The 19,559-nt window shown below is 38.7% G+C and carries 28 protein-coding genes; all 28 read left to right on the forward strand.

Annotation, left to right across the window (positions count from 1 at the left end):
- The first annotated feature begins 161 nt into the window (after positions 1 to 161).
- A complete protein-coding gene (gene rpoC / locus HUW50_RS09875; protein ID WP_066330434.1) occupies positions 162 to 3,761 on the forward strand; it encodes a DNA-directed RNA polymerase subunit beta' in 3,600 nt (1,199 codons plus the stop codon).
- Positions 3,762 to 3,881: 120 nt separating this feature from the next.
- Positions 3,882 to 4,130 carry a 50S ribosomal protein L7ae-like protein gene (locus HUW50_RS09880; RefSeq protein WP_066330433.1) on the forward strand — a complete coding sequence of 83 codons (249 nt, stop codon included), beginning with the start codon at positions 3,882 to 3,884 and terminating at the stop codon, positions 4,128 to 4,130.
- 107 nt (positions 4,131 to 4,237) lie between these two features.
- Positions 4,238 to 4,660 (forward strand): 30S ribosomal protein S12, encoded by a 423-nt coding sequence (gene rpsL, locus HUW50_RS09885; RefSeq protein ID WP_066330432.1) that lies wholly within the window; start codon positions 4,238 to 4,240, stop codon positions 4,658 to 4,660.
- 47 nt (positions 4,661 to 4,707) lie between these two features.
- On the forward strand, positions 4,708 to 5,178 hold the full coding sequence (gene rpsG / locus HUW50_RS09890) for a 30S ribosomal protein S7 (RefSeq protein WP_066330431.1): 471 nt from the start codon (positions 4,708 to 4,710) through the stop codon (positions 5,176 to 5,178).
- 52 nt (positions 5,179 to 5,230) lie between these two features.
- Positions 5,231 to 7,309, forward strand: a complete 2,079-nt coding sequence (fusA, locus tag HUW50_RS09895; RefSeq protein ID WP_185653869.1) for an elongation factor G — start codon at positions 5,231 to 5,233, stop codon at positions 7,307 to 7,309.
- 113 nt (positions 7,310 to 7,422) lie between these two features.
- Positions 7,423 to 8,613 (forward strand): elongation factor Tu, encoded by a 1,191-nt coding sequence (gene tuf / locus HUW50_RS09900; RefSeq protein ID WP_066330429.1) that lies wholly within the window; start codon positions 7,423 to 7,425, stop codon positions 8,611 to 8,613.
- 457 nt (positions 8,614 to 9,070) lie between these two features.
- Positions 9,071 to 9,379: a 30S ribosomal protein S10 gene (gene rpsJ, locus HUW50_RS09905; RefSeq protein WP_066330427.1), complete on the forward strand. Its 309-nt coding sequence runs from the start codon at positions 9,071 to 9,073 to the stop codon at positions 9,377 to 9,379.
- Between the two features lie 41 nt (positions 9,380 to 9,420).
- Positions 9,421 to 10,050 (forward strand): 50S ribosomal protein L3, encoded by a 630-nt coding sequence (gene rplC, locus HUW50_RS09910; protein WP_066330426.1) that lies wholly within the window; start codon positions 9,421 to 9,423, stop codon positions 10,048 to 10,050.
- Positions 10,051 to 10,077: 27 nt separating this feature from the next.
- On the forward strand, positions 10,078 to 10,701 hold the full coding sequence (gene rplD, locus HUW50_RS09915; protein WP_066330425.1) for a 50S ribosomal protein L4: 624 nt from the start codon (positions 10,078 to 10,080) through the stop codon (positions 10,699 to 10,701).
- Positions 10,701 to 10,988, forward strand: a complete 288-nt coding sequence (gene rplW, locus HUW50_RS09920) for a 50S ribosomal protein L23 (protein ID WP_066330424.1) — start codon at positions 10,701 to 10,703, stop codon at positions 10,986 to 10,988. Before rplD ends, rplW begins: the two co-directional genes overlap by 1 nt.
- Before the next feature lie 28 nt (positions 10,989 to 11,016).
- Positions 11,017 to 11,847: a 50S ribosomal protein L2 gene (gene rplB / locus HUW50_RS09925; protein WP_066330423.1), complete on the forward strand. Its 831-nt coding sequence runs from the start codon at positions 11,017 to 11,019 to the stop codon at positions 11,845 to 11,847.
- A gap of 57 nt (positions 11,848 to 11,904) precedes the next feature.
- A complete protein-coding gene (gene rpsS, locus HUW50_RS09930; RefSeq protein WP_066330422.1) occupies positions 11,905 to 12,183 on the forward strand; it encodes a 30S ribosomal protein S19 in 279 nt (92 codons plus the stop codon).
- Positions 12,184 to 12,200: 17 nt separating this feature from the next.
- The gene (gene rplV / locus HUW50_RS09935) at positions 12,201 to 12,545 is read left to right on the forward strand and encodes a 50S ribosomal protein L22 (protein ID WP_066330421.1); all 345 of its coding nucleotides are present in this window, start codon (positions 12,201 to 12,203) and stop codon (positions 12,543 to 12,545) included.
- Positions 12,546 to 12,548: 3 nt separating this feature from the next.
- Complete coding sequence (rpsC, locus tag HUW50_RS09940; RefSeq protein ID WP_066330420.1) at positions 12,549 to 13,205, forward strand: 30S ribosomal protein S3; 657 nt, start codon at positions 12,549 to 12,551, stop codon at positions 13,203 to 13,205.
- A gap of 1 nt (position 13,206) precedes the next feature.
- Complete coding sequence (rplP, locus tag HUW50_RS09945) at positions 13,207 to 13,641, forward strand: 50S ribosomal protein L16 (RefSeq protein WP_003225801.1); 435 nt, start codon at positions 13,207 to 13,209, stop codon at positions 13,639 to 13,641.
- Positions 13,631 to 13,834, forward strand: coding sequence for a 50S ribosomal protein L29 (rpmC, locus tag HUW50_RS09950; RefSeq protein ID WP_066330419.1), 204 nt, complete (start codon positions 13,631 to 13,633; stop codon positions 13,832 to 13,834). Before rplP ends, rpmC begins: the two co-directional genes overlap by 11 nt.
- A gap of 20 nt (positions 13,835 to 13,854) precedes the next feature.
- Positions 13,855 to 14,118 (forward strand): 30S ribosomal protein S17, encoded by a 264-nt coding sequence (gene rpsQ, locus HUW50_RS09955; RefSeq protein WP_066330418.1) that lies wholly within the window; start codon positions 13,855 to 13,857, stop codon positions 14,116 to 14,118.
- A gap of 39 nt (positions 14,119 to 14,157) precedes the next feature.
- Positions 14,158 to 14,526 carry a 50S ribosomal protein L14 gene (rplN, locus tag HUW50_RS09960; RefSeq protein WP_066330417.1) on the forward strand — a complete coding sequence of 123 codons (369 nt, stop codon included), beginning with the start codon at positions 14,158 to 14,160 and terminating at the stop codon, positions 14,524 to 14,526.
- Positions 14,527 to 14,562: 36 nt separating this feature from the next.
- A complete protein-coding gene (gene rplX, locus HUW50_RS09965; protein ID WP_066330416.1) occupies positions 14,563 to 14,874 on the forward strand; it encodes a 50S ribosomal protein L24 in 312 nt (103 codons plus the stop codon).
- A gap of 25 nt (positions 14,875 to 14,899) precedes the next feature.
- Positions 14,900 to 15,439, forward strand: a complete 540-nt coding sequence (gene rplE / locus HUW50_RS09970) for a 50S ribosomal protein L5 (RefSeq protein ID WP_066330415.1) — start codon at positions 14,900 to 14,902, stop codon at positions 15,437 to 15,439.
- 24 nt (positions 15,440 to 15,463) lie between these two features.
- A complete protein-coding gene (locus HUW50_RS09975; RefSeq protein WP_066330414.1) occupies positions 15,464 to 15,649 on the forward strand; it encodes a type Z 30S ribosomal protein S14 in 186 nt (61 codons plus the stop codon).
- A gap of 31 nt (positions 15,650 to 15,680) precedes the next feature.
- A complete protein-coding gene (gene rpsH / locus HUW50_RS09980; RefSeq protein ID WP_066330413.1) occupies positions 15,681 to 16,079 on the forward strand; it encodes a 30S ribosomal protein S8 in 399 nt (132 codons plus the stop codon).
- 29 nt (positions 16,080 to 16,108) lie between these two features.
- Positions 16,109 to 16,648: a 50S ribosomal protein L6 gene (gene rplF, locus HUW50_RS09985; protein WP_066330412.1), complete on the forward strand. Its 540-nt coding sequence runs from the start codon at positions 16,109 to 16,111 to the stop codon at positions 16,646 to 16,648.
- Between the two features lie 33 nt (positions 16,649 to 16,681).
- Positions 16,682 to 17,044 (forward strand): 50S ribosomal protein L18, encoded by a 363-nt coding sequence (gene rplR / locus HUW50_RS09990; protein ID WP_066330411.1) that lies wholly within the window; start codon positions 16,682 to 16,684, stop codon positions 17,042 to 17,044.
- A gap of 23 nt (positions 17,045 to 17,067) precedes the next feature.
- Complete coding sequence (rpsE, locus tag HUW50_RS09995) at positions 17,068 to 17,568, forward strand: 30S ribosomal protein S5 (RefSeq protein ID WP_066330410.1); 501 nt, start codon at positions 17,068 to 17,070, stop codon at positions 17,566 to 17,568.
- A gap of 13 nt (positions 17,569 to 17,581) precedes the next feature.
- Entirely contained in the window at positions 17,582 to 17,764 is a 183-nt protein-coding gene (gene rpmD / locus HUW50_RS10000; RefSeq protein WP_066330409.1) for a 50S ribosomal protein L30, read from the forward strand.
- A gap of 31 nt (positions 17,765 to 17,795) precedes the next feature.
- The gene (gene rplO / locus HUW50_RS10005) at positions 17,796 to 18,236 is read left to right on the forward strand and encodes a 50S ribosomal protein L15 (RefSeq protein ID WP_066330408.1); all 441 of its coding nucleotides are present in this window, start codon (positions 17,796 to 17,798) and stop codon (positions 18,234 to 18,236) included.
- Positions 18,236 to 19,531, forward strand: coding sequence for a preprotein translocase subunit SecY (gene secY / locus HUW50_RS10010; RefSeq protein WP_066330407.1), 1,296 nt, complete (start codon positions 18,236 to 18,238; stop codon positions 19,529 to 19,531). The genes rplO and secY overlap by 1 nt, the downstream gene beginning before the upstream one ends.
- The last annotated feature ends 28 nt before the right edge of the window (positions 19,532 to 19,559 follow it).

A 19,559-nucleotide genomic window follows, 5' to 3' on the forward strand; every position in this document is an offset into this window, starting at 1 on the left:
ATAGATGCTTATGAATAAAGAGGTTTTCATGTTCTTCATTCATGAGTGTCTATACCCTTGAGGTTTAGCGCAATAGCTAGACATAAAATTTAGTTAAAACTTATTCTTTCGAATCTTTTAAAATAGGGTAGAACCTGAAGACGAAAAGGGAGGTAGGCCCCTTGTTAGATGTAAATAATTTTGAATATATGAGCATCGGCTTAGCTTCACCAGACAAGATTCGTTCTTGGTCTTTTGGTGAGGTTAAGAAACCAGAAACGATTAATTATCGTACACTGAAGCCAGAAAAAGATGGTTTGTTTTGTGAACGCATATTCGGGCCAACTAAAGACTGGGAATGCCATTGTGGTAAATATAAAAGAGTACGTTATAAAGGTGTAGTATGTGATCGCTGTGGAGTTGAAGTTACTCGTGCCAAGGTAAGACGTGAGAGAATGGGACATATTGAATTAGCTGCTCCTGTCTCACATATTTGGTACTTTAAGGGTATTCCTAGCCGTATGGGCTTAGTGTTAGACATGTCTCCTCGTGCTTTAGAAGAAGTAATCTATTTTGCTTCATACGTAACAACAGACACAGGTGATACTCCATTAGAGAAAAAACAGCTATTATCTGAGAAAGAATACCGTGCATATCGCGAAAAATACGGTAATACTTTCCAAGCATCTATGGGTGCAGAAGCTATTAAAAAGCTTTTATCTGATATTGATTTAGATAAAGAAGTTGACGCTCTAAAAGAAGAACTAAAAACAGCTCAAGGACAAAGAAGAACGCGTGCAATTAAGCGTCTAGAAGTTCTTGAAGCATTCCGTAATTCTGGTAATCATCCATCATGGATGATTCTTGATGTTCTTCCTGTTATTCCACCTGAGCTTCGTCCAATGGTACAGCTTGATGGTGGTCGTTTTGCAACATCTGATTTAAATGACTTATACAGACGTGTTATTAACCGTAATAATCGTCTTAAGCGTTTATTAGATTTAGGCGCTCCTAGTATCATTGTTCAAAACGAAAAGCGTATGCTACAAGAGGCAGTTGATGCTCTTATTGATAATGGACGTCGTGGTCGACCTGTTACAGGACCAGGTAACCGTCCGTTAAAATCCCTTTCTCATATGCTGAAAGGGAAACAAGGACGTTTCCGTCAAAACCTATTGGGTAAACGTGTTGACTACTCAGGTCGTTCGGTAATCGTTGTTGGACCAAACCTGAAAATGTATCAATGTGGATTACCTAAAGAAATGGCCCTTGAGTTATTCAAACCATTCGTAATGAAAGAGTTAGTTGAAAAAGGATTAGCTCATAATATAAAAAGTGCGAAACGTAAAATTGAGAGAGTGCAACCAGAGGTATGGGATGTTTTAGAATCTGTGATTAAGGAACATCCAGTATTGCTTAACCGTGCACCTACTCTTCATAGATTAGGAATTCAAGCATTTGAACCTACTTTAGTTGAAGGGCGTGCGATCCGTCTGCATCCACTTGTATGTACTGCATATAATGCGGACTTTGATGGTGACCAAATGGCGGTTCACGTTCCGTTATCAGCTGAAGCACAAGCTGAAGCGCGTATTTTAATGCTTGCTGCTCAAAACATTCTTAACCCTAAGGATGGTAAGCCAGTTGTTACTCCTTCTCAGGATATGGTGTTAGGTAACTATTACTTAACATTAGAGCGTGAGGGTGCAATTGGTGAGGGTATGATTTTCAATGATATAAATGAAGCACTACTTGCATATCAAAACGGTTATGTACATTTACATACACGTGTGGCTGTTAATGCTGGTACTTTGAATAAACAATCCTTTACCGAAAAGCAAAACAAAATGTTACTAATTACCACAGTTGGAAAGTTAATTTTCAATGAAATTTTACCGGAATCATTCCCGTATATGAATGAGCCGACTAAACAAAACATTGAAGAAAAAACACCAGATAATTATTTTGTTGAAACAAGCGTGAATGTTAAGGAGCATATTGCAGCACAAGAAGAAATAGCTCCATTTAAAAAAGGTATTCTTGGGAAGATTATCGCTGAGATCTTCAAGAAGTTCCATATAACTGAAACTTCAAAAATGCTAGATCGTCTTAAGAATCTTGGATTCAGATACTCCACTAAAGCAGGGATTACTGTTGGTGTTTCTGACATTATCGTTTTAAAAGAAAAGCAAGAGATTATTGGCGAAGGTCAGAATAAAGTTGATAATGTATTAAAGCAATTTAGAAGAGGTTTAATTACTGAGGACGAGCGATATGAGCGCGTTATATCGATTTGGAGTGCGGCAAAAGATAACATTCAAGGAAAATTGATGGCATCTCTTGATAAACGTAACCCAATCTTTATGATGAGTGACTCTGGTGCCCGTGGTAATGCATCAAACTTCACACAACTTGCTGGAATGCGTGGTCTAATGGCCAACCCAGCCGGACGTATTATTGAATTACCGATTAAATCTAGTTTCCGTGAAGGTTTAACAGTTTTAGAGTACTTCATATCTACACATGGAGCTCGTAAAGGTCTTGCAGATACAGCCTTGAAAACTGCTGACTCTGGTTACTTAACACGTCGACTTGTTGACGTTGCCCAGGATGTTATCATTCGTGATGATGACTGTGGAACAGATCGAGGAATACGTGCGGAGTCAATTAGAGAAGGTACAGAAATTATTGAAAAACTTGATGAACGTTTAATCGGTCGATATTGCCGTAAGGTTGTTAAACATCCTGAAACAGGTGAAATCATCGTTAATGAAAACGAGTTAATCACTGAAGATATCGCTGTAGAAATTATTGATGCTGGTATTGATCATGTATGGATTCGTTCTGCATTTACATGTAACACAAGACATGGTGTTTGTAAAAAATGTTACGGACGAAACCTTGCAACAGGTAGTGAAGTCGAGGTTGGAGAAGCAGTTGGAATTATCGCTGCACAATCTATCGGTGAACCTGGTACACAGTTAACAATGCGTACTTTCCATACTGGTGGGGTAGCAGGAGACGATATCACTCAAGGTTTACCTCGTATTCAAGAGCTATTTGAGGCTAGAAACCCTAAAGGTCAAGCAATTATTTCCGAAATTAGTGGTGTTGTAGCTGAAATAAATGAAGTGCGTGATAAACAGCAAGAAATTGTTATTCAAGGTGATGTCGAATCTCGTTCATACACTGCACCATATAATGCTCGCTTAAAGGTAACTCAAGGTGATAAAATTGAGAGTGGTCAAGTTTTAACAGAAGGTTCTATTGATCCGAAGGAATTACTTAAAGTTAAGGATCTTCAAGCAGTGCAACAATATCTATTACGTGAAGTTCAAAAAGTTTACCGTATGCAAGGGGTAGAAATTGGAGATAAGCACGTAGAGGTTATGGTACGCCAAATGCTCCGTAAAGTTAGAGTTATGGATGCTGGTGATACAGATGTTTTACCAGGTACACTTCTTGATGTTCATCAATTTACAGATGCCAACAAGCAAGTATTATTAGAGGGTAAACGACCTGCAACAGGTAGACCTGTATTACTTGGTATAACAAAAGCATCACTTGAAACTGATTCCTTCTTATCTGCAGCATCATTCCAAGAAACAACTCGTGTTCTTACAGATGCAGCAATTAAAGGGAAACGTGATGAACTATTAGGGCTTAAAGAAAATGTTATTATTGGTAAACTTGTACCAGCCGGAACAGGAATGCCAAGGTATCGTCAAGCTGAACCAATTTCTAAAGTTGAACAAATGGAAGAAGCTGTTTCAGTAGATTAATAAAAGTGAAGAGATGGATGTTAAAAGTTTTTCGAGAGTAATGTTGACATCCATCTCTTTCAATGTTACTATATTCAAGGTGCTTAATCACAACCTGTTTGCTTTGGAGGATATATAAATATGTCTTATGAAAAAGTATCTCAGGCACAAAAAATTATTGTTGGTACTAAGCAATCAGTTAAAGCTCTATTAAATAATGAGGTTAGAGAAATGATCATTGCTGAAGATGCTGAACAACGAATTGTCCAAAAGATTATTCAAACAGCAGAACAACAGCATATTCCTTTAACAAAAGTTTCTTCTATGAAAAAGCTTGGTAAAGCTTGTGGAATAGAAGTTGGAGCTGCAGCTGTAGCTATAATCCAGTAAAAGCTGTTTTTGCGATATGTGAATTCATTTTGCAGAAACTTTGTTTTTGCCCAAATATGAACCACCTGGATGTGTGGTATTAAATTGATGAGGGGAGGAAAACCATAATGCCTACTATTAACCAATTAGTACGTAAAGGTCGCGTAAGTAAAGTTGAGAAATCAAAATCACCTGCGCTAAACAAAGGTTACAACAGCTTCAAAAAAGAGCAAACGAATGTATCATCACCTCAAAAACGTGGTGTGTGTACTCGTGTAGGTACGATGACGCCAAAGAAACCTAACTCAGCGCTTCGTAAATATGCTCGTGTTCGTTTAACTAACGGAATCGAAGTTACAGCATATATTCCTGGTATTGGTCACAACTTACAAGAACATAGTGTTGTTCTTATCCGTGGTGGTCGTGTAAAGGATTTACCGGGGGTACGTTACCACATCGTTCGTGGTGCGCTTGATACTGCTGGTGTTGATGGACGTATGCAAGGTCGTTCTAAATACGGTACGAAACGTCCTAAAGCTGCAAAAAAATAATATAATTTTTAAATAAAATGAAATCAGCATGAAGGGAGGAACATAACATGCCACGTAAAGGTCCTGTAGCAAAAAGAGATGTATTACCAGATCCACTTTACAATTCAAAGCTTGTTACACGTTTAGTAAACAGAATTATGATCGACGGAAAAAGAGGTAAAGCACAATCTGTACTTTACAATGCTTTCGATTTAATTAAAGAACGCTCTGGAAAAGATGCAATGGAAGTGTTTGAACAAGCACTTAAAAACATCATGCCAGTTCTTGAAGTTAAAGCACGTCGTGTTGGTGGTGCTAACTATCAAGTACCTGTAGAAGTACGCCCTGATCGTCGTACTACTTTAGGTCTTCGTTGGTTAGTAAACTATGCGCGTCTTCGCGGAGAAAAAACGATGGAAGAGCGTTTAGCTAACGAAATTCTTGACGCTGCTAACAACACTGGAGCAGCAGTTAAGAAGCGTGAAGATACACATAAAATGGCTGAAGCAAATAAAGCATTTGCTCACTATCGCTGGTAATCAATACAGTTTAACTATACTAAATTTCCTATGAGGAAGGAGAAATTACCCAATGGCAAGAGAGTTCTCCTTATTAAACACTCGTAATATTGGTATCATGGCTCATATTGATGCTGGAAAAACAACAACAACTGAGCGTGTACTATATTACACTGGTCGTATTCACAAGATTGGTGAAACTCATGAAGGTGCATCTCAAATGGACTGGATGGAGCAAGAACAAGAACGTGGAATCACGATTACTTCCGCTGCAACAACTGCGCAGTGGAAAGGACATCGTGTTAACATCATCGATACACCTGGACACGTAGACTTCACAGTTGAAGTTGAACGTTCATTACGTGTACTTGATGGTGCTGTAGCTGTTCTTGATGCTCAATCAGGTGTTGAGCCGCAAACAGAAACAGTTTGGCGTCAGGCTACAACTTATGGAGTTCCTCGTGTTGTTTTTGTTAACAAAATGGACAAAATCGGCGCAGACTTCTTATATTCTGTTAAAACAATTCATGAGCGTCTTCAAGCTAATGCTCACCCAATCCAATTACCGATTGGTGCTGAGGATCAATTTGAAGGAATCATCGACTTGGTAGAAATGAGAGCGACGTTCTATGGCAATGACTTAGGTACTGATATCCAAGATAAGGAAATACCTGAGGAATACCTTGAACAAGCAAACGAATACCGTGAAAGCCTAGTTGAAGCAGTAGCAGAACTAGATGAAGAATTAATGGAGAAATACCTTGGTGGTGAGGAAATCACTAACGAAGAGCTAAAAGCTGCAATTCGTCAAGGTACTGTTAATGTTGAATTTTATCCTGTAATCTGTGGATCAGCTTTCAAAAATAAAGGTGTTCAAAAAATGTTAGATGCAGTTATCGATTACCTTCCATCACCATTAGACGTACCTGCAATTAAAGGTATTGTTCCTGATACAGATGAAGAAGTAACTCGTGAATCTAGCGATGATGCACCATTCGCTGCATTAGCTTTCAAAGTAATGACAGACCCTTATGTTGGTAAGCTTACATTCTTCCGTGTTTACTCTGGTACGTTAAGTTCTGGATCTTATGTTCAAAACTCAACAAAAGGTAAACGTGAGCGTGTAGGTCGTATCCTTCAAATGCATGCAAATAGCCGTGAAGAAATCTCAATGGTTTACTCTGGTGATATTGCAGCTGCTGTAGGTTTGAAAGATACAACGACTGGTGATACTTTATGCGATGACAAAAACCTTGTTATCCTTGAGTCTATGGAATTCCCAGAGCCAGTAATTCAACTTTCTGTTGAACCAAAATCTAAAGCAGACCAAGATAAAATGACAACTGCTTTACAAAAGCTTCAAGAAGAAGATCCAACATTCAGAGCTCATACTGATCAAGAAACTGGTCAAACAATTATTGCTGGTATGGGTGAACTTCACTTAGATATTCTTGTTGATCGTATGAAACGTGAATTCAAAGTTGAAGCTAATGTTGGTGCTCCTCAGGTTGCATATCGTGAAACATTCCGTGCAGGTGCAAAAGTAGAAGGTAAATTTGCACGTCAATCGGGTGGTCGTGGACAATTTGGACACGTATGGATCGAATTTGAACCTAACGAAGAAGGTAATGGTTTTGAGTTTGAGAACAAAATCGTTGGTGGTGTAGTACCTCGTGAATATGTACCTGCAGTTCAAGCTGGTCTTGAAGATGCAATGCAAAACGGTGTACTTGCTGGATATCCATTAGTTGATGTAAAAGCTGCATTAGTTGATGGTTCATACCATGATGTTGACTCAAGTGAAATGGCATTTAAGATTGCAGCTTCTTTAGCACTTAAAAATGCTGTTTCTAAATGTAGCCCAGTTATCCTTGAACCTGTTATGAGGGTTGAAGTAGTAGTACCAGAGGAATACATGGGTGATATCATGGGTCAAGTCACAGCTCGTCGTGGACGTGTTGAAGGTATGGAAGCTCGTGGTAATGCACAAGTTGTACGTGCAATGATTCCACTTTCTGAAATGTTTGGATATGCTACTGCATTACGTTCTAGTACACAAGGTCGCGGAGTATTTACAATGCACTTTGATCACTATGAAGAGGTTCCAAAATCAGTTTCAGAAGAAATAATTAAAAAAAATAAAGGTGAGTAATTGATTTTACTCCTTTGATGAAGTATAACTACTTATGTGAGAACAGAGAGTGATGTGATCACTTTCTGTTACATATATCCTAAAATAATTAAACTCTAAGGAGGATTTTTAGAATGGCTAAAGAAAAATTCGACCGATCCAAAACGCATGCTAATATTGGTACAATCGGACACGTTGACCATGGTAAAACTACATTAACAGCTGCAATCACTACTGTACTTGCAAAACGCAGTGGTAAAGGTGCTGCTATGGCATATGATATGATCGATGCTGCTCCTGAAGAGCGCGAGCGTGGAATCACTATCTCAACTGCACACGTTGAGTATGAAACTGAAACTCGTCACTATGCACACGTAGACTGCCCAGGACATGCTGACTATGTTAAAAACATGATCACTGGTGCTGCTCAAATGGATGGCGGAATCTTAGTAGTATCTGCTGCTGATGGTCCAATGCCACAAACTCGTGAGCACATCCTTTTATCTCGTCAAGTAGGTGTTCCTTACCTTGTTGTATTCTTAAACAAATGTGACATGGTTGATGACGAAGAATTATTAGAACTAGTTGAAATGGAAGTACGTGACTTACTTTCTGAGTACGATTTCCCTGGTGACGATGTACCAGTAATCAAAGGTTCTGCTCTTAAAGCTCTTGAGGGTGAAGCTGATTGGGAAGAAAAAATCGTTGAGTTAATGAATGCAGTTGATGAGTATATCCCAACTCCAGAACGTGACACTGACAAACCATTCATGATGCCAGTTGAGGATGTATTCTCAATCACAGGTCGTGGAACAGTTGCTACAGGTCGTGTTGAGCGTGGACAAGTTAAAGTTGGTGAAGTTATTGACATCATCGGTTTTACAGAAGAGCCAAAATCAACAACTGTAACAGGTGTTGAAATGTTCCGTAAACTTCTTGATTTTGCAGAAGCTGGCGATAACATCGGTGCACTTCTTCGTGGGGTTTCTCGTGATGATATCCAACGTGGACAAGTTCTTGCTAAACCAGGCACAATCACTCCACACACAAAGTTCAAAGCAGAAGTATACGTTTTATCAAAAGAAGAGGGTGGACGTCACACTCCATTCTTCACTAACTACCGTCCTCAGTTCTACTTCCGTACAACTGATGTAACTGGTATCTGCCAACTTCCAGAAGGCATTGAAATGGTTATGCCTGGAGATAACGTAGAAATGTCAGTTGAACTTATCGCTCCAATCGCGATTGAAGAAGGTACTAAATTCTCAATCCGTGAAGGTGGACGTACAGTAGGCGCTGGCGTAGTTGCTACTATCCAAGAATAATCTTTCTTCTATAGAAGAAATAAAAAAGGCGAGCATTTATTGCTCGCCTTTTTGTATGTTTTTTTCAGTAGTTATTAAACTTAAAAAATTTTATTAAACAATTACTTTTGATCAACAGGAAAGTATTGAAGTTAAAAAAATGTTACTACAAAAATTAATAACTATTTTAATAAGATTTTGCACTACAATTAGTTAGAAAATAAAACCATCATAGCTTTTCTTGATATTAGTATACAATCTATGTATAATAGGAAAAGTGCGCAAGAAGATTATAAGTTTAATTTATTTTTTTTCTTGCATCTATCACGACTTTTATGTATAATAGACAATGTTGGTCTTTGACTGCGATGAAGCAGGAGGTTGCCGATACACACGGCCGCTTTGCCATGGCGTGCGTAGGGAAAATTCTTGCTGAGAAAATGTCTATTTTAAAAATAGGCGAAAAGGAGGGAAAATAATGGCAAAACAAAAGATTCGTATTCGTTTGAAAGCTTATGATCATAGAATTCTTGATCAATCTGCTGAGAAAATTGTAGAAACTGCAAAACGTTCTGGTGCAAATGTATCTGGTCCAATTCCGTTACCAACAGAAAGATCAGTATACACAATCCTACGTGCGGTTCATAAATATAAGGACTCTCGTGAGCAATTCGAAATGCGTACGCATAAGCGTTTAATTGATATCATCAACCCAACACCACAAACTGTTGATGCATTAATGCGTTTAGATTTACCATCTGGTGTTGACATTGAAATCAAACTTTAATAATTAAAATAAATAATGAAATTTTATAGGAGGTGTGACTCATGACCAAAGGAATCTTAGGAAGAAAAATTGGTATGACGCAAGTATTTGCAGAAAACGGTGATTTAATTCCTGTAACAGTAATTGAAGCTACTCCAAACGTTGTTCTACAAAAGAAATCTGCTGAAACTGATGGTTATACAGCTGTTCAGTTAGGATTTGAAGATAAACGCGAAAAGTTAGCTAACAAACCTGAAAAAGGACACGTTAGTAAAGCTAATACTGCACCTAAGCGCTTCGTTAAAGAACTTCGTGAAGCTAGCTTAGATGCATACGAAGTTGGTCAAGAAGTCAAGGTTGATATTTTCGCTGCTGGTGAAACAGTAGATGTAACAGGAATTTCTAAAGGGAAAGGTTTCCAAGGCTCTATTAAACGCCACGGACAATCTCGTGGACCTATGTCTCACGGTTCTCGTTATCATCGTCGCCCAGGTTCAATGGGACCTGTAGCTCCAAACCGTGTATTTAAAAACAAACTTTTACCAGGTCGTATGGGTGGAGAACGTGTTACTGTTCAAAACTTAGAGATTGTAAAAGTAGATGCTGAACGTAATCTATTACTTATTAAAGGTAACGTTCCAGGACCTAAAAAAGCACTTATTACTGTAAAAGGCGCAGTGAAATCTAAATAATTTCTTTAGGAAAGGAGGAATTGGATAATGCCGAAAGTAGCATTATTAAACCAATCTGGATCAAACGTTGGAGAAATCGAACTTAATGATTCTGTATTTGGTATCGAACCTAATCAGCACGTATTATTTGAAGCGGTTATTATGCAAAGAGCTTCCTTACGTCAAGGAACTCACAAAGTAAAAAATCGTTCTGAAGTAGCAGGCGGAGGTCGTAAACCTTGGCGTCAAAAGGGTACTGGTCGTGCTCGTCAAGGATCTATCCGTTCGCCACAATGGCGCGGTGGTGGTGTCGTATTTGGACCAACTCCACGTTCATATTCATATAAATTACCTAAAAAAGTTCGCCGTTTAGCGATCAAATCAGCTTTATCATCAAAAGTAGTTGATAACAGCATTGTTGTATTAGAGGACTTAACTTTAAACGCTCCAAAAACAAAAGAAATGGCTGCAGTACTTAAAGGTCTTTCTGTTGAGAGAAAAGCGTTAATCGTGACAGCTGACAACAATGAAAATGTTGCATTATCATCACGTAATATTCCTAATGTAACAGTAGTTACAGCTAATGGAGTAAACGTACTTGATGTACTTAACCATGATAAGCTTATTATGACGAAAGCTGCGGTGCAAAAAGTAGAGGAGGTGCTTGCATAATGAAAGATCCTCGTGATATTATTAAGCGCCCCGTAATCACTGAACGTTCATCAGATCTTATGGCTGAGAAAAAATATACGTTTGAAGTTGATGTTAAGGCTAATAAAACTGAAGTTAAAGATGCGATCGAGTCAATCTTTGGTGTTAAAGTTGAAAAAGTAAACATCATGAACTATAAAGGTAAATTCAAACGCGTTGGTCGTTATAGCGGCTTAACAAATCGTCGTCGTAAAGCAATCATTAAGCTTGCTGCAGACAGCAATGAAATCGAATTATTTGAAGTATAAATTTTAATAGAAAAGGAGGGATATCGATATGGCGATTAAAAAATATAAACCAACCTCAAATGGTCGACGTGGTATGACAGTATCTGATTTCGCTGAAATCACTACAGACCAACCTGAAAAGTCATTACTTGCGCCACTTCATAGAAAAGGTGGACGTAATAACCAAGGTAAATTAACAGTTCGTCACCAAGGCGGCGGACACAAACGCCAATATCGTGTGATCGATTTTAAACGCGACAAAGATGGTATACCAGGACGCGTTGCTACAATCGAATACGATCCAAATCGTTCTGCAAACATCGCACTAATCAACTACGTTGATGGTGAAAAAAGATATATCCTTGCACCTAAAAACCTTAAAGTAGGTTTAGAAATTATGTCTGGTCCTGAAGCAGACATTAAAGTAGGGAATGCATTACCATTACAAAATATTCCTGTTGGTACTGTGGTACACAACATTGAATTAAAACCTGGTAAAGGCGGACAATTAGTTCGTTCCGCAGGAACTTCTGCTCAAGTATTGGGTAAAGAAGGTAAATACGTACTTGTACGTTTAAACTCTGGTGAAGTTCGTATGATTCTTGCAACTTGTCGTGCAACTGTAGGTCAAGTTGGTAATGAACAACATGAACTTATCAACATTGGTAAAGCAGGTCGTTCTCGTTGGTTAGGCAAACGCCCAACTGTTCGTGGATCTGTAATGAACCCTAATGACCATCCACACGGTGGTGGTGAAGGACGCGCTCCAATCGGACGTAAATCACCAATGTCTCCTTGGGGTAAACCAACTCTTGGTGCTAAAACTCGTAAGAAGAAAAATAAATCAGATAAGTTTATCGTGCGTCGTCGTAAAAAATAACGTGATTGAACTACGGTTCAGTCGAACCGTAGCACGATCGCGAAGGGAGGTACAATCATGGGCCGTAGCTTAAAAAAAGGACCATTCGTTGATGATCATTTAATAAGCAAAGTTGAAGCGTTAAATGAAACTGAAAAGAAGCAAGTTATTAAAACTTGGTCTCGTCGTTCTACAATTTTCCCACAATTCATTGGTCACACTATTGCTGTTTATGATGGACGTAAACATGTTCCTGTTTATGTAACTGAGGACATGGTAGGACACAAACTTGGTGAGTTTGCACCTACACGTACGTACAAAGGTCATGCAAGTGATGACAAAAAAACAAGACGTTAATGAGAGGAGGCATTTAAATGCAACAATCTAAAGCTGTCGCAAGAACAGTTCGTATTGCTCCTCGTAAAGCTCGTTTAGTTCTGGATCTTATTCGAGGTAAGCAAGTAGGCGAAGCAGTAGCGATTTTGAATCATACGCCAAAGGCTGCTTCTCCAATCATAGAAAAAGTATTAAAATCAGCAGTGGCAAACGCTGAGCATAACTATGAAATGGACATCAATAGCTTAGTTGTAACTGAAGCTTTTGCAAACGAAGGTCCAACTCTTAAACGTTTCCGTCCACGTGCTATGGGTCGTGCGAGTGCAATTAATAAACGTACAAGTCACATCACAATCATCTTATCAGAAAAGAAGGAGGGATAATCCGTGGGTCAAAAGGTAAATCCAGTCGGTCTTCGTATTGGAGTTATTCGTGATTGGGAGTCAAAATGGTTCGCTGGTAAAGACTACTCAACTCTTTTACATGAAGATATTAAAATTCGTGAATACATTAGCAAACGTCTTAATGATGCATCTGTTTCTAAAATTGAGATCGAGCGTGCTGCAAACCGTGTAAATGTTACAATCCACACTGCTAAACCTGGTATGGTAATTGGTAAAGGTGGTACTGAAGTTGAAGCATTACGTAAAGCACTTAACCAATTAACTGGTAAACGTGTGCACATCAACATTTTAGAAATCAAAAGAGCTGATTTAGATGCTAAATTAGTTGCTGAAAACATTGCGCGTCAATTAGAAAATCGTATTTCTTTCCGTCGTGCTCAAAAACAAACTATTCAACGTGCAATGCGCGCAGGTGCACAAGGTATCAAAACACAAGTATCTGGTCGTTTAGGTGGAGCAGATATCGCACGTGCAGAGCATTATAGTGAAGGAACAGTTCCACTACACACACTTCGTGCTGATATCGATTACGGAACAGCAGAAGCTGATACAACTTACGGTAAATTAGGCGTAAAAGTTTGGATCTATCGTGGAGAGGTTCTTCCTACTAAGAAGAAAACTGAGGAAGGAGGAAAATAATATGTTATTACCAAAACGCGTAAAATATCGTAGAGAGCACCGTGGAAAAATGCGTGGTCGTGCTAAAGGTGGTACTGAAGTACATTTCGGTGAATTCGGTATCCAAGCTTTAGAAGCTTCTTGGATCACGAACCGTCAAATTGAAGCAGCTCGTATTGCGATGACACGTTACATGAAACGTGGCGGTAAAGTTTGGATTAAAATCTTCCCTTCTAAACCTTATACTGCAAAACCTCTAGAGGTACGTATGGGATCAGGTAAAGGTGCTCCAGAAGGTTGGGTAGCAGTTGTAAAACCTGGTAAAGTATTATTCGAAATTTCTGGTGTTTCTGAAGAGGTAGCACGTGAAGCTTTACGTTTAGCATCTCACAAATTACCGATCAAAACGAAGTTCGTAAAACGTGAAGAAATTGGTGGTGAATCTAATGAAAGCTAATGAAATTCGTGACCTTACCACTGCTGAAATAGAACAAAAAGTAAAATCACTTAAAGAAGAGTTATTTAACCTTCGCTTTCAACTAGCGACAGGACAATTAGAAAATACTGCTCGTATCCGTGAAGTTCGTAAATCGATCGCTCGTATGAAAACTGTTATCCGTGAAAGAGAGATCGCAGCTAATAATCATTAATAAGAGAGGAGGTTTATCGAATGAGTGAACGTAACCAACGTAAAGTGTATACTGGTCGTGTTGTTTCTGACAAAATGGATAAGACAATTACTGTTCTTGTTGAAACTTACAAAACACACTCTCTATACGGCAAACGTGTAAAATACTCTAAGAAATACAAAGCACATGATGAAAACAACCAAGCAAAAATTGGTGATATCGTAAGAGTAATGGAAACTCGTCCATTATCAGCTACTAAGCGTTTCCGTCTAGTAGAAATCGTAGAAGAATCTATTATCATTTAATTTTGTTCGGATAGTTAATTCCGAAGGGAGGTAACATAAGTGATCCAACAAGAATCTCGTTTAAAAGTCGCTGACAACTCTGGTGCTCGTGAAGTATTAACAATTAAGGTATTAGGCGGTTCTGGTCGTAAAACTGCTAATATCGGAGATGTAATTGTTTGTACGGTTAAACAAGCAACACCAGGTGGCGTTGTCAAAAAAGGTGAAGTTGTTAAAGCTGTAATTGTTCGTACAAAGAGTGGAGCTCGTCGTACAGACGGTTCTTACATCAAATTTGACGAAAATGCATGTGTTATCATCCGTGATGACAAGAGCCCACGTGGCACACGTATTTTCGGACCTGTTGCACGTGAATTACGTGAAAATAACTTTATGAAAATTGTTTCTTTAGCTCCAGAAGTTCTATAATAAATCTGATTGCCTTACTAAGGAGGTGCAACTAGGATGCATGTTAAAAAAGGTGATAAAGTAATGGTTATCTCTGGCAAGGATAAAGGAAAACAAGGCGTAGTACTTGCTTCTTATCCTAAAAAAGATCGCGTACTTGTTGAAGGTATAAATGTTGTGAAAAAACACTCAAAACCATCACAAGTTAACCCACAAGGTGGGATCTTAAGCCAAGAGGCACCTATCCATGTATCAAATGTTATGCCACTTGATCCTAAATCAGGTGAACCAACTCGTGTTGGTTATAAAGTGGTAGACAATAAAAAGGTACGTGTAGCAAAAAAATCTGGTGAAACTTTAGATAAATAGTAAATAAGGAAGGGAGGTCTATGTCATGAACCGCCTTAAAGAAAAGTATCAAAAAGAAATTACACCTGCATTAATGAGTAAGTTTTCTTACAAATCAGTAATGCAAGCTCCGAAATTAGAAAAAATCGTTATCAACATGGGTGTTGGTGATGCTGTATCAAATTCAAAAGCACTAGATGTTGCTGTTGAAGAGTTAGCGCAAATCACTGGTCAAAAACCTGTTGTAACTAAAGCAAAAAAATCAATCGCTGGCTTCCGTTTACGTGAAGGTATGCCAATTGGTGCAAAAGTTACATTACGCGGTGAGCGTATGTACCAATTCTTAGATAAGTTAGTTTCTGTTTCATTACCACGTGTACGTGACTTCCGTGGCGTATCAAAGAAATCATTTGACGGACGCGGTAACTACACTTTAGGTGTGAAAGAGCAATTAATCTTCCCTGAGATTGATTATGATAAAGTAAATAAAGTTCGTGGTATGGATATCGTTATCGTAACTACTGCGAATACTGATGAAGAAGCACGCGAACTATTAACACAGTTCGGTATGCCGTTCCAAAAATAATCGCTAGTAAAGGGAGGCGAAATTGTGGCTAAAAAATCAATGATTGCTAAGCAAAAACGCACGCAAAAGCACAAAGTACAAGAGTATACTCGCTGCGAACGTTGCGGTCGTCCACACTCAGTACTACGCAAATTTAAGCTTTGCCGTATTTGTTTCCGTGAACTTGCTTATAAAGGTCAAATTCCAGGCGTGAAAAAAGCTAGCTGGTAAAACCGTAAATCGGGAAGGAGGTTATTTTGATATGGTTATGACAGATCCTATTGCAGATATGCTTACTCGCATTCGTAATGCGAATATGGTACGTCACGAGAAGCTTGAGTTCCCTGCTTCTAAAATCAAAAAGGAAATCGCTGAAATTCTAAAGCGTGAAGGTTTTGTTCGTGATGTAGAATATGTAGAAGACAACAAACAAGGCATCATTCGTATTTTCTTAAAATACGGTTCTAACAATGAGCGCGTAATCACTGGTCTTAAAAGAATCAGTAAGCCTGGTTTACGTGTATATGCAAAAGCTGATGAAGTACCACGTGTACTTAACGGATTAGGTATTGCGATCGTTTCAACTTCTCAAGGCGTTTTGTCTGACAAAGAAGCTCGTGCAAAACAAGCTGGTGGAGAAGTATTAGCATACGTTTGGTAATAAGCTCAAAATGAATGGAGGTGTAATGAATGTCTCGTATTGGAAAGAAACCACTTGAAATTCCTGCAGGTGTTACAGTTACTATCGCTGATGATAATACAGTAACGGTTAAAGGTCCTAAAGGTGAGTTAACTCGCACATTCAACTCTGATATTAAAATCACTATCGAAGAGAACGTCTTAACTGTAAGTCGTCCTTCTGATGTTAAAGAACACCGTGCACTTCACGGTACAACACGTAGTCTACTTGGTAACATGGTAGAGGGTGTTTCTAAAGGATTCGAAAGAGGCTTAGAACTTATCGGTGTCGGTTACCGTGCTTCTAAATCTGGAAATAAATTAGTTCTTAATGTTGGTTACTCTCACCCTGTTGAGATCACACCTGAGACAGGTATCGAAATCGAAGTACCGACTCAAACTAAGGTTCTTGTTAAAGGTACTGACAAAGAACGTGTAGGTGCAATTGCAGCTAACATTCGTGACGTTCGTCCACCAGAGCCTTATAAAGGTAAAGGTATTCGCTACGAAGGCGAACATGTACGTCGTAAAGAAGGTAAAACTGCGAAGTAATATCGCCTAGATGATAAGAAAGGAGTGACTTAAATGATAAATAAGGCTGATAAAAATGCTGTACGTAAAAAGAGACATGCGCGTGTTCGTTCTAAGTTAACTGGTACAACTACACGTCCTCGTCTAAACGTATATCGTTCCAACCAACACATCTATGCACAAGTTATTGATGATACAAATTCAGTTACTTTAGTAAGTGCTTCTACTCTAGATAAAGATTTTAATCTTGATTCTAAAAGCAATCTTGAAGCTGCTCAAAAAGTTGGAGAATTAGTAGCAAATCGTGCTATTGAAAAAGGTGTTAAATCTGTCGTATTTGATCGCGGTGGATACTTATATCATGGTCGTATTAAAGCACTAGCTGAAGCAGCACGTACGGCTGGACTTGAATTTTAATCGGAAAAGGAGGGACATAAAGAATGCGTCGTATTGATCCAAACAAATTAGAGCTTGAAGAACGCGTAGTTACCGTTAACCGCGTAGCCAAAGTTGTTAAAGGTGGTCGTCGTTTCCGTTTCGCAGCACTTGTTGTTGTTGGAGATAAAAACGGTCATGTAGGTTTCGGTACTGGTAAAGCACAAGAGGTACCAGAAGCGATTCGTAAAGCAATTGAAGATGCTAAGAAAAATCTAATTGAAGTACCTATGGTAGGTACTACAATTCCTCACCAAATTATCGGTCAATTTGGAGCAGGAAATATTCTTTTAAAACCAGCTTCTGAAGGTACTGGAGTTATCGCTGGAGGACCTGTTCGTGCGGTATTAGAATTAGCAGGTGTTGCAGATATTCTTTCAAAATCTTTAGGTTCAAACACTCCAATTAATATGATTCGTGCTACAATCTCAGGATTGAGTGAATTAAAGAGTGCTGAAGATGTTGCTAAGTTACGTGGAAAAACGGTAGAAGAACTGTTAGGATAAGGAGGGAACTAAAATGGCGAATAAGTTAGAAATTACCCTCACTCGCAGTGTAATTGGTCGTCCTGAAGATCAACGTATTACTGTTAGAACACTTGGACTAAAAAAGTTACATCAAACTGTAGTACAAGATGATAATCCTGCGATTCGCGGTATGATTAATAAAGTTGCTCACTTAGTTACAGTTAAAGAACAATAAAAGTAACAAAAATTAATAAGGAGGTGTCCCGATGAAACTTCATGAGTTGAAACCAGCAGAAGGTTCACGTAAAACACGTAATCGTGTTGGTCGTGGTACTGGTTCTGGTAACGGTAAAACAGCTGGTAAAGGTCATAAAGGACAAAACGCCCGTTCTGGTGGTGGAGTTCGTCCTGGATTCGAAGGTGGTCAAACTCCTTTGTTCCAACGCTTACCTAAACGCGGTTTTACGAACATTAACCGCAAGGACTTTGCTATTGTAAACCTTGAGACGCTAAACCGCTTTGAAGAAGGCACTGAGGTTACTCCAGAATTATTGCTTGAAACAGGTATTGTTAGCAATGTAAAATCTGGTGTAAAAATTCTTGGTAATGGTCAATTAGAGAAAAAACTTACTGTAAAAGCTAACAAATTCTCTGCTTCTGCTAAAGAAGCTATTGAATCTGCTGGCGGTTCAGTTGAGGTGATCTAATGTTAAAAACAATCTCCAATTTTATGCGCGTGGGTGATATTAGAAGTAAGATCATATTCACCCTTTTAATGTTAGTGGTATTTCGTATTGGTACGTTCATTCCTGTGCCAAATGTCAATGCAGATGTTCTTCAAGCACAGGATGAGCTTAATGTATTCGGAATCTTAAACACATTCGGTGGCGGTGCATTGTATAATTTTTCAATCTTAGCGATGGGGATTATGCCATATATCACTGCTTCGATCATCATTCAGCTCCTGCAGATGGATGTTGTTCCGAAGTTCACTGAATGGTCAAAACAAGGTGATGTTGGGCGTCGTAAGCTCGCTCAATTTACAAGATACTTTACGATAATATTAGGTTTCATCCAGGCGTTAGGTATGTCCTATGGTTTTAATACACAGTCAGGTGGATTATTAATTGAGAATCCTGGCATCGGAACATACTTGCTAATTGCGATTGTATTAACAGCTGGTACAGCATTTTTAATGTGGTTAGGAGAACAAATCACTTCTAAAGGTGTAGGAAATGGTATTTCCATTATCATCTTTGCTGGGATCGTTGCAGGAATTCCCTCAACAATTAACCAAATCTATGCACAACAATTTGAAGATGCGGGTGACCAACTATTTATTAGAATAGTCACAGTCGTCATTCTTTTATTGGCAATATTAGCAGTTGTGGTTGGAGTTATCTTCATTCAACAAGCACTTCGTAAGATACCAATTCAATACGCTAAGCGTTCTGGGAATAATAACAATATGGCTGGTGGTCAATCGACTCATCTTCCATTGAAAGTTAATCCCGCTGGCGTTATCCCTGTTATCTTTGCGGTGTCATTCATCATTACACCACCAACGATTGCAGCATTTTTTGGCCCTAATGATGTGACTGATTGGATCCAGAAAACATTTGATTACACACAGCCTATTGGGATGATTATCTATATAGCATTAATTATTGCTTTCGCATACTTCTATACATTTGTTCAAGTTAACCCGGAACAAATGGCAGAAAACTTGAAGAAGCAAGGCGGCTATATACCTGGTATTCGTCCAGGTAAGAGTACGCAGGAATATGTTACAAAGGTATTATATCGTCTAACTTTTGTCGGTTCTCTTTTCTTAGCAGCTATAGCTGTTCTTCCTGTTTTCTTCATTAAGTTTGCTGATCTTCCTCAATCTGCTCAGATTGGTGGAACAAGTTTGTTGATTGTTGTTGGGGTTGCCCTTGAGACAATGAAACAGCTTGAAAGTCAGTTAGTGAAACGTCATTATAAAGGCTTTATTAAGTAATGAGGTTATGGGAAACACTTCCCATTCC

Source organism: Metabacillus sp. KUDC1714, assembly GCF_014217835.1.
Taxonomy (GTDB): Bacteria; Bacillota; Bacilli; order Bacillales; family Bacillaceae; genus Metabacillus; species Metabacillus rhizosphaerae.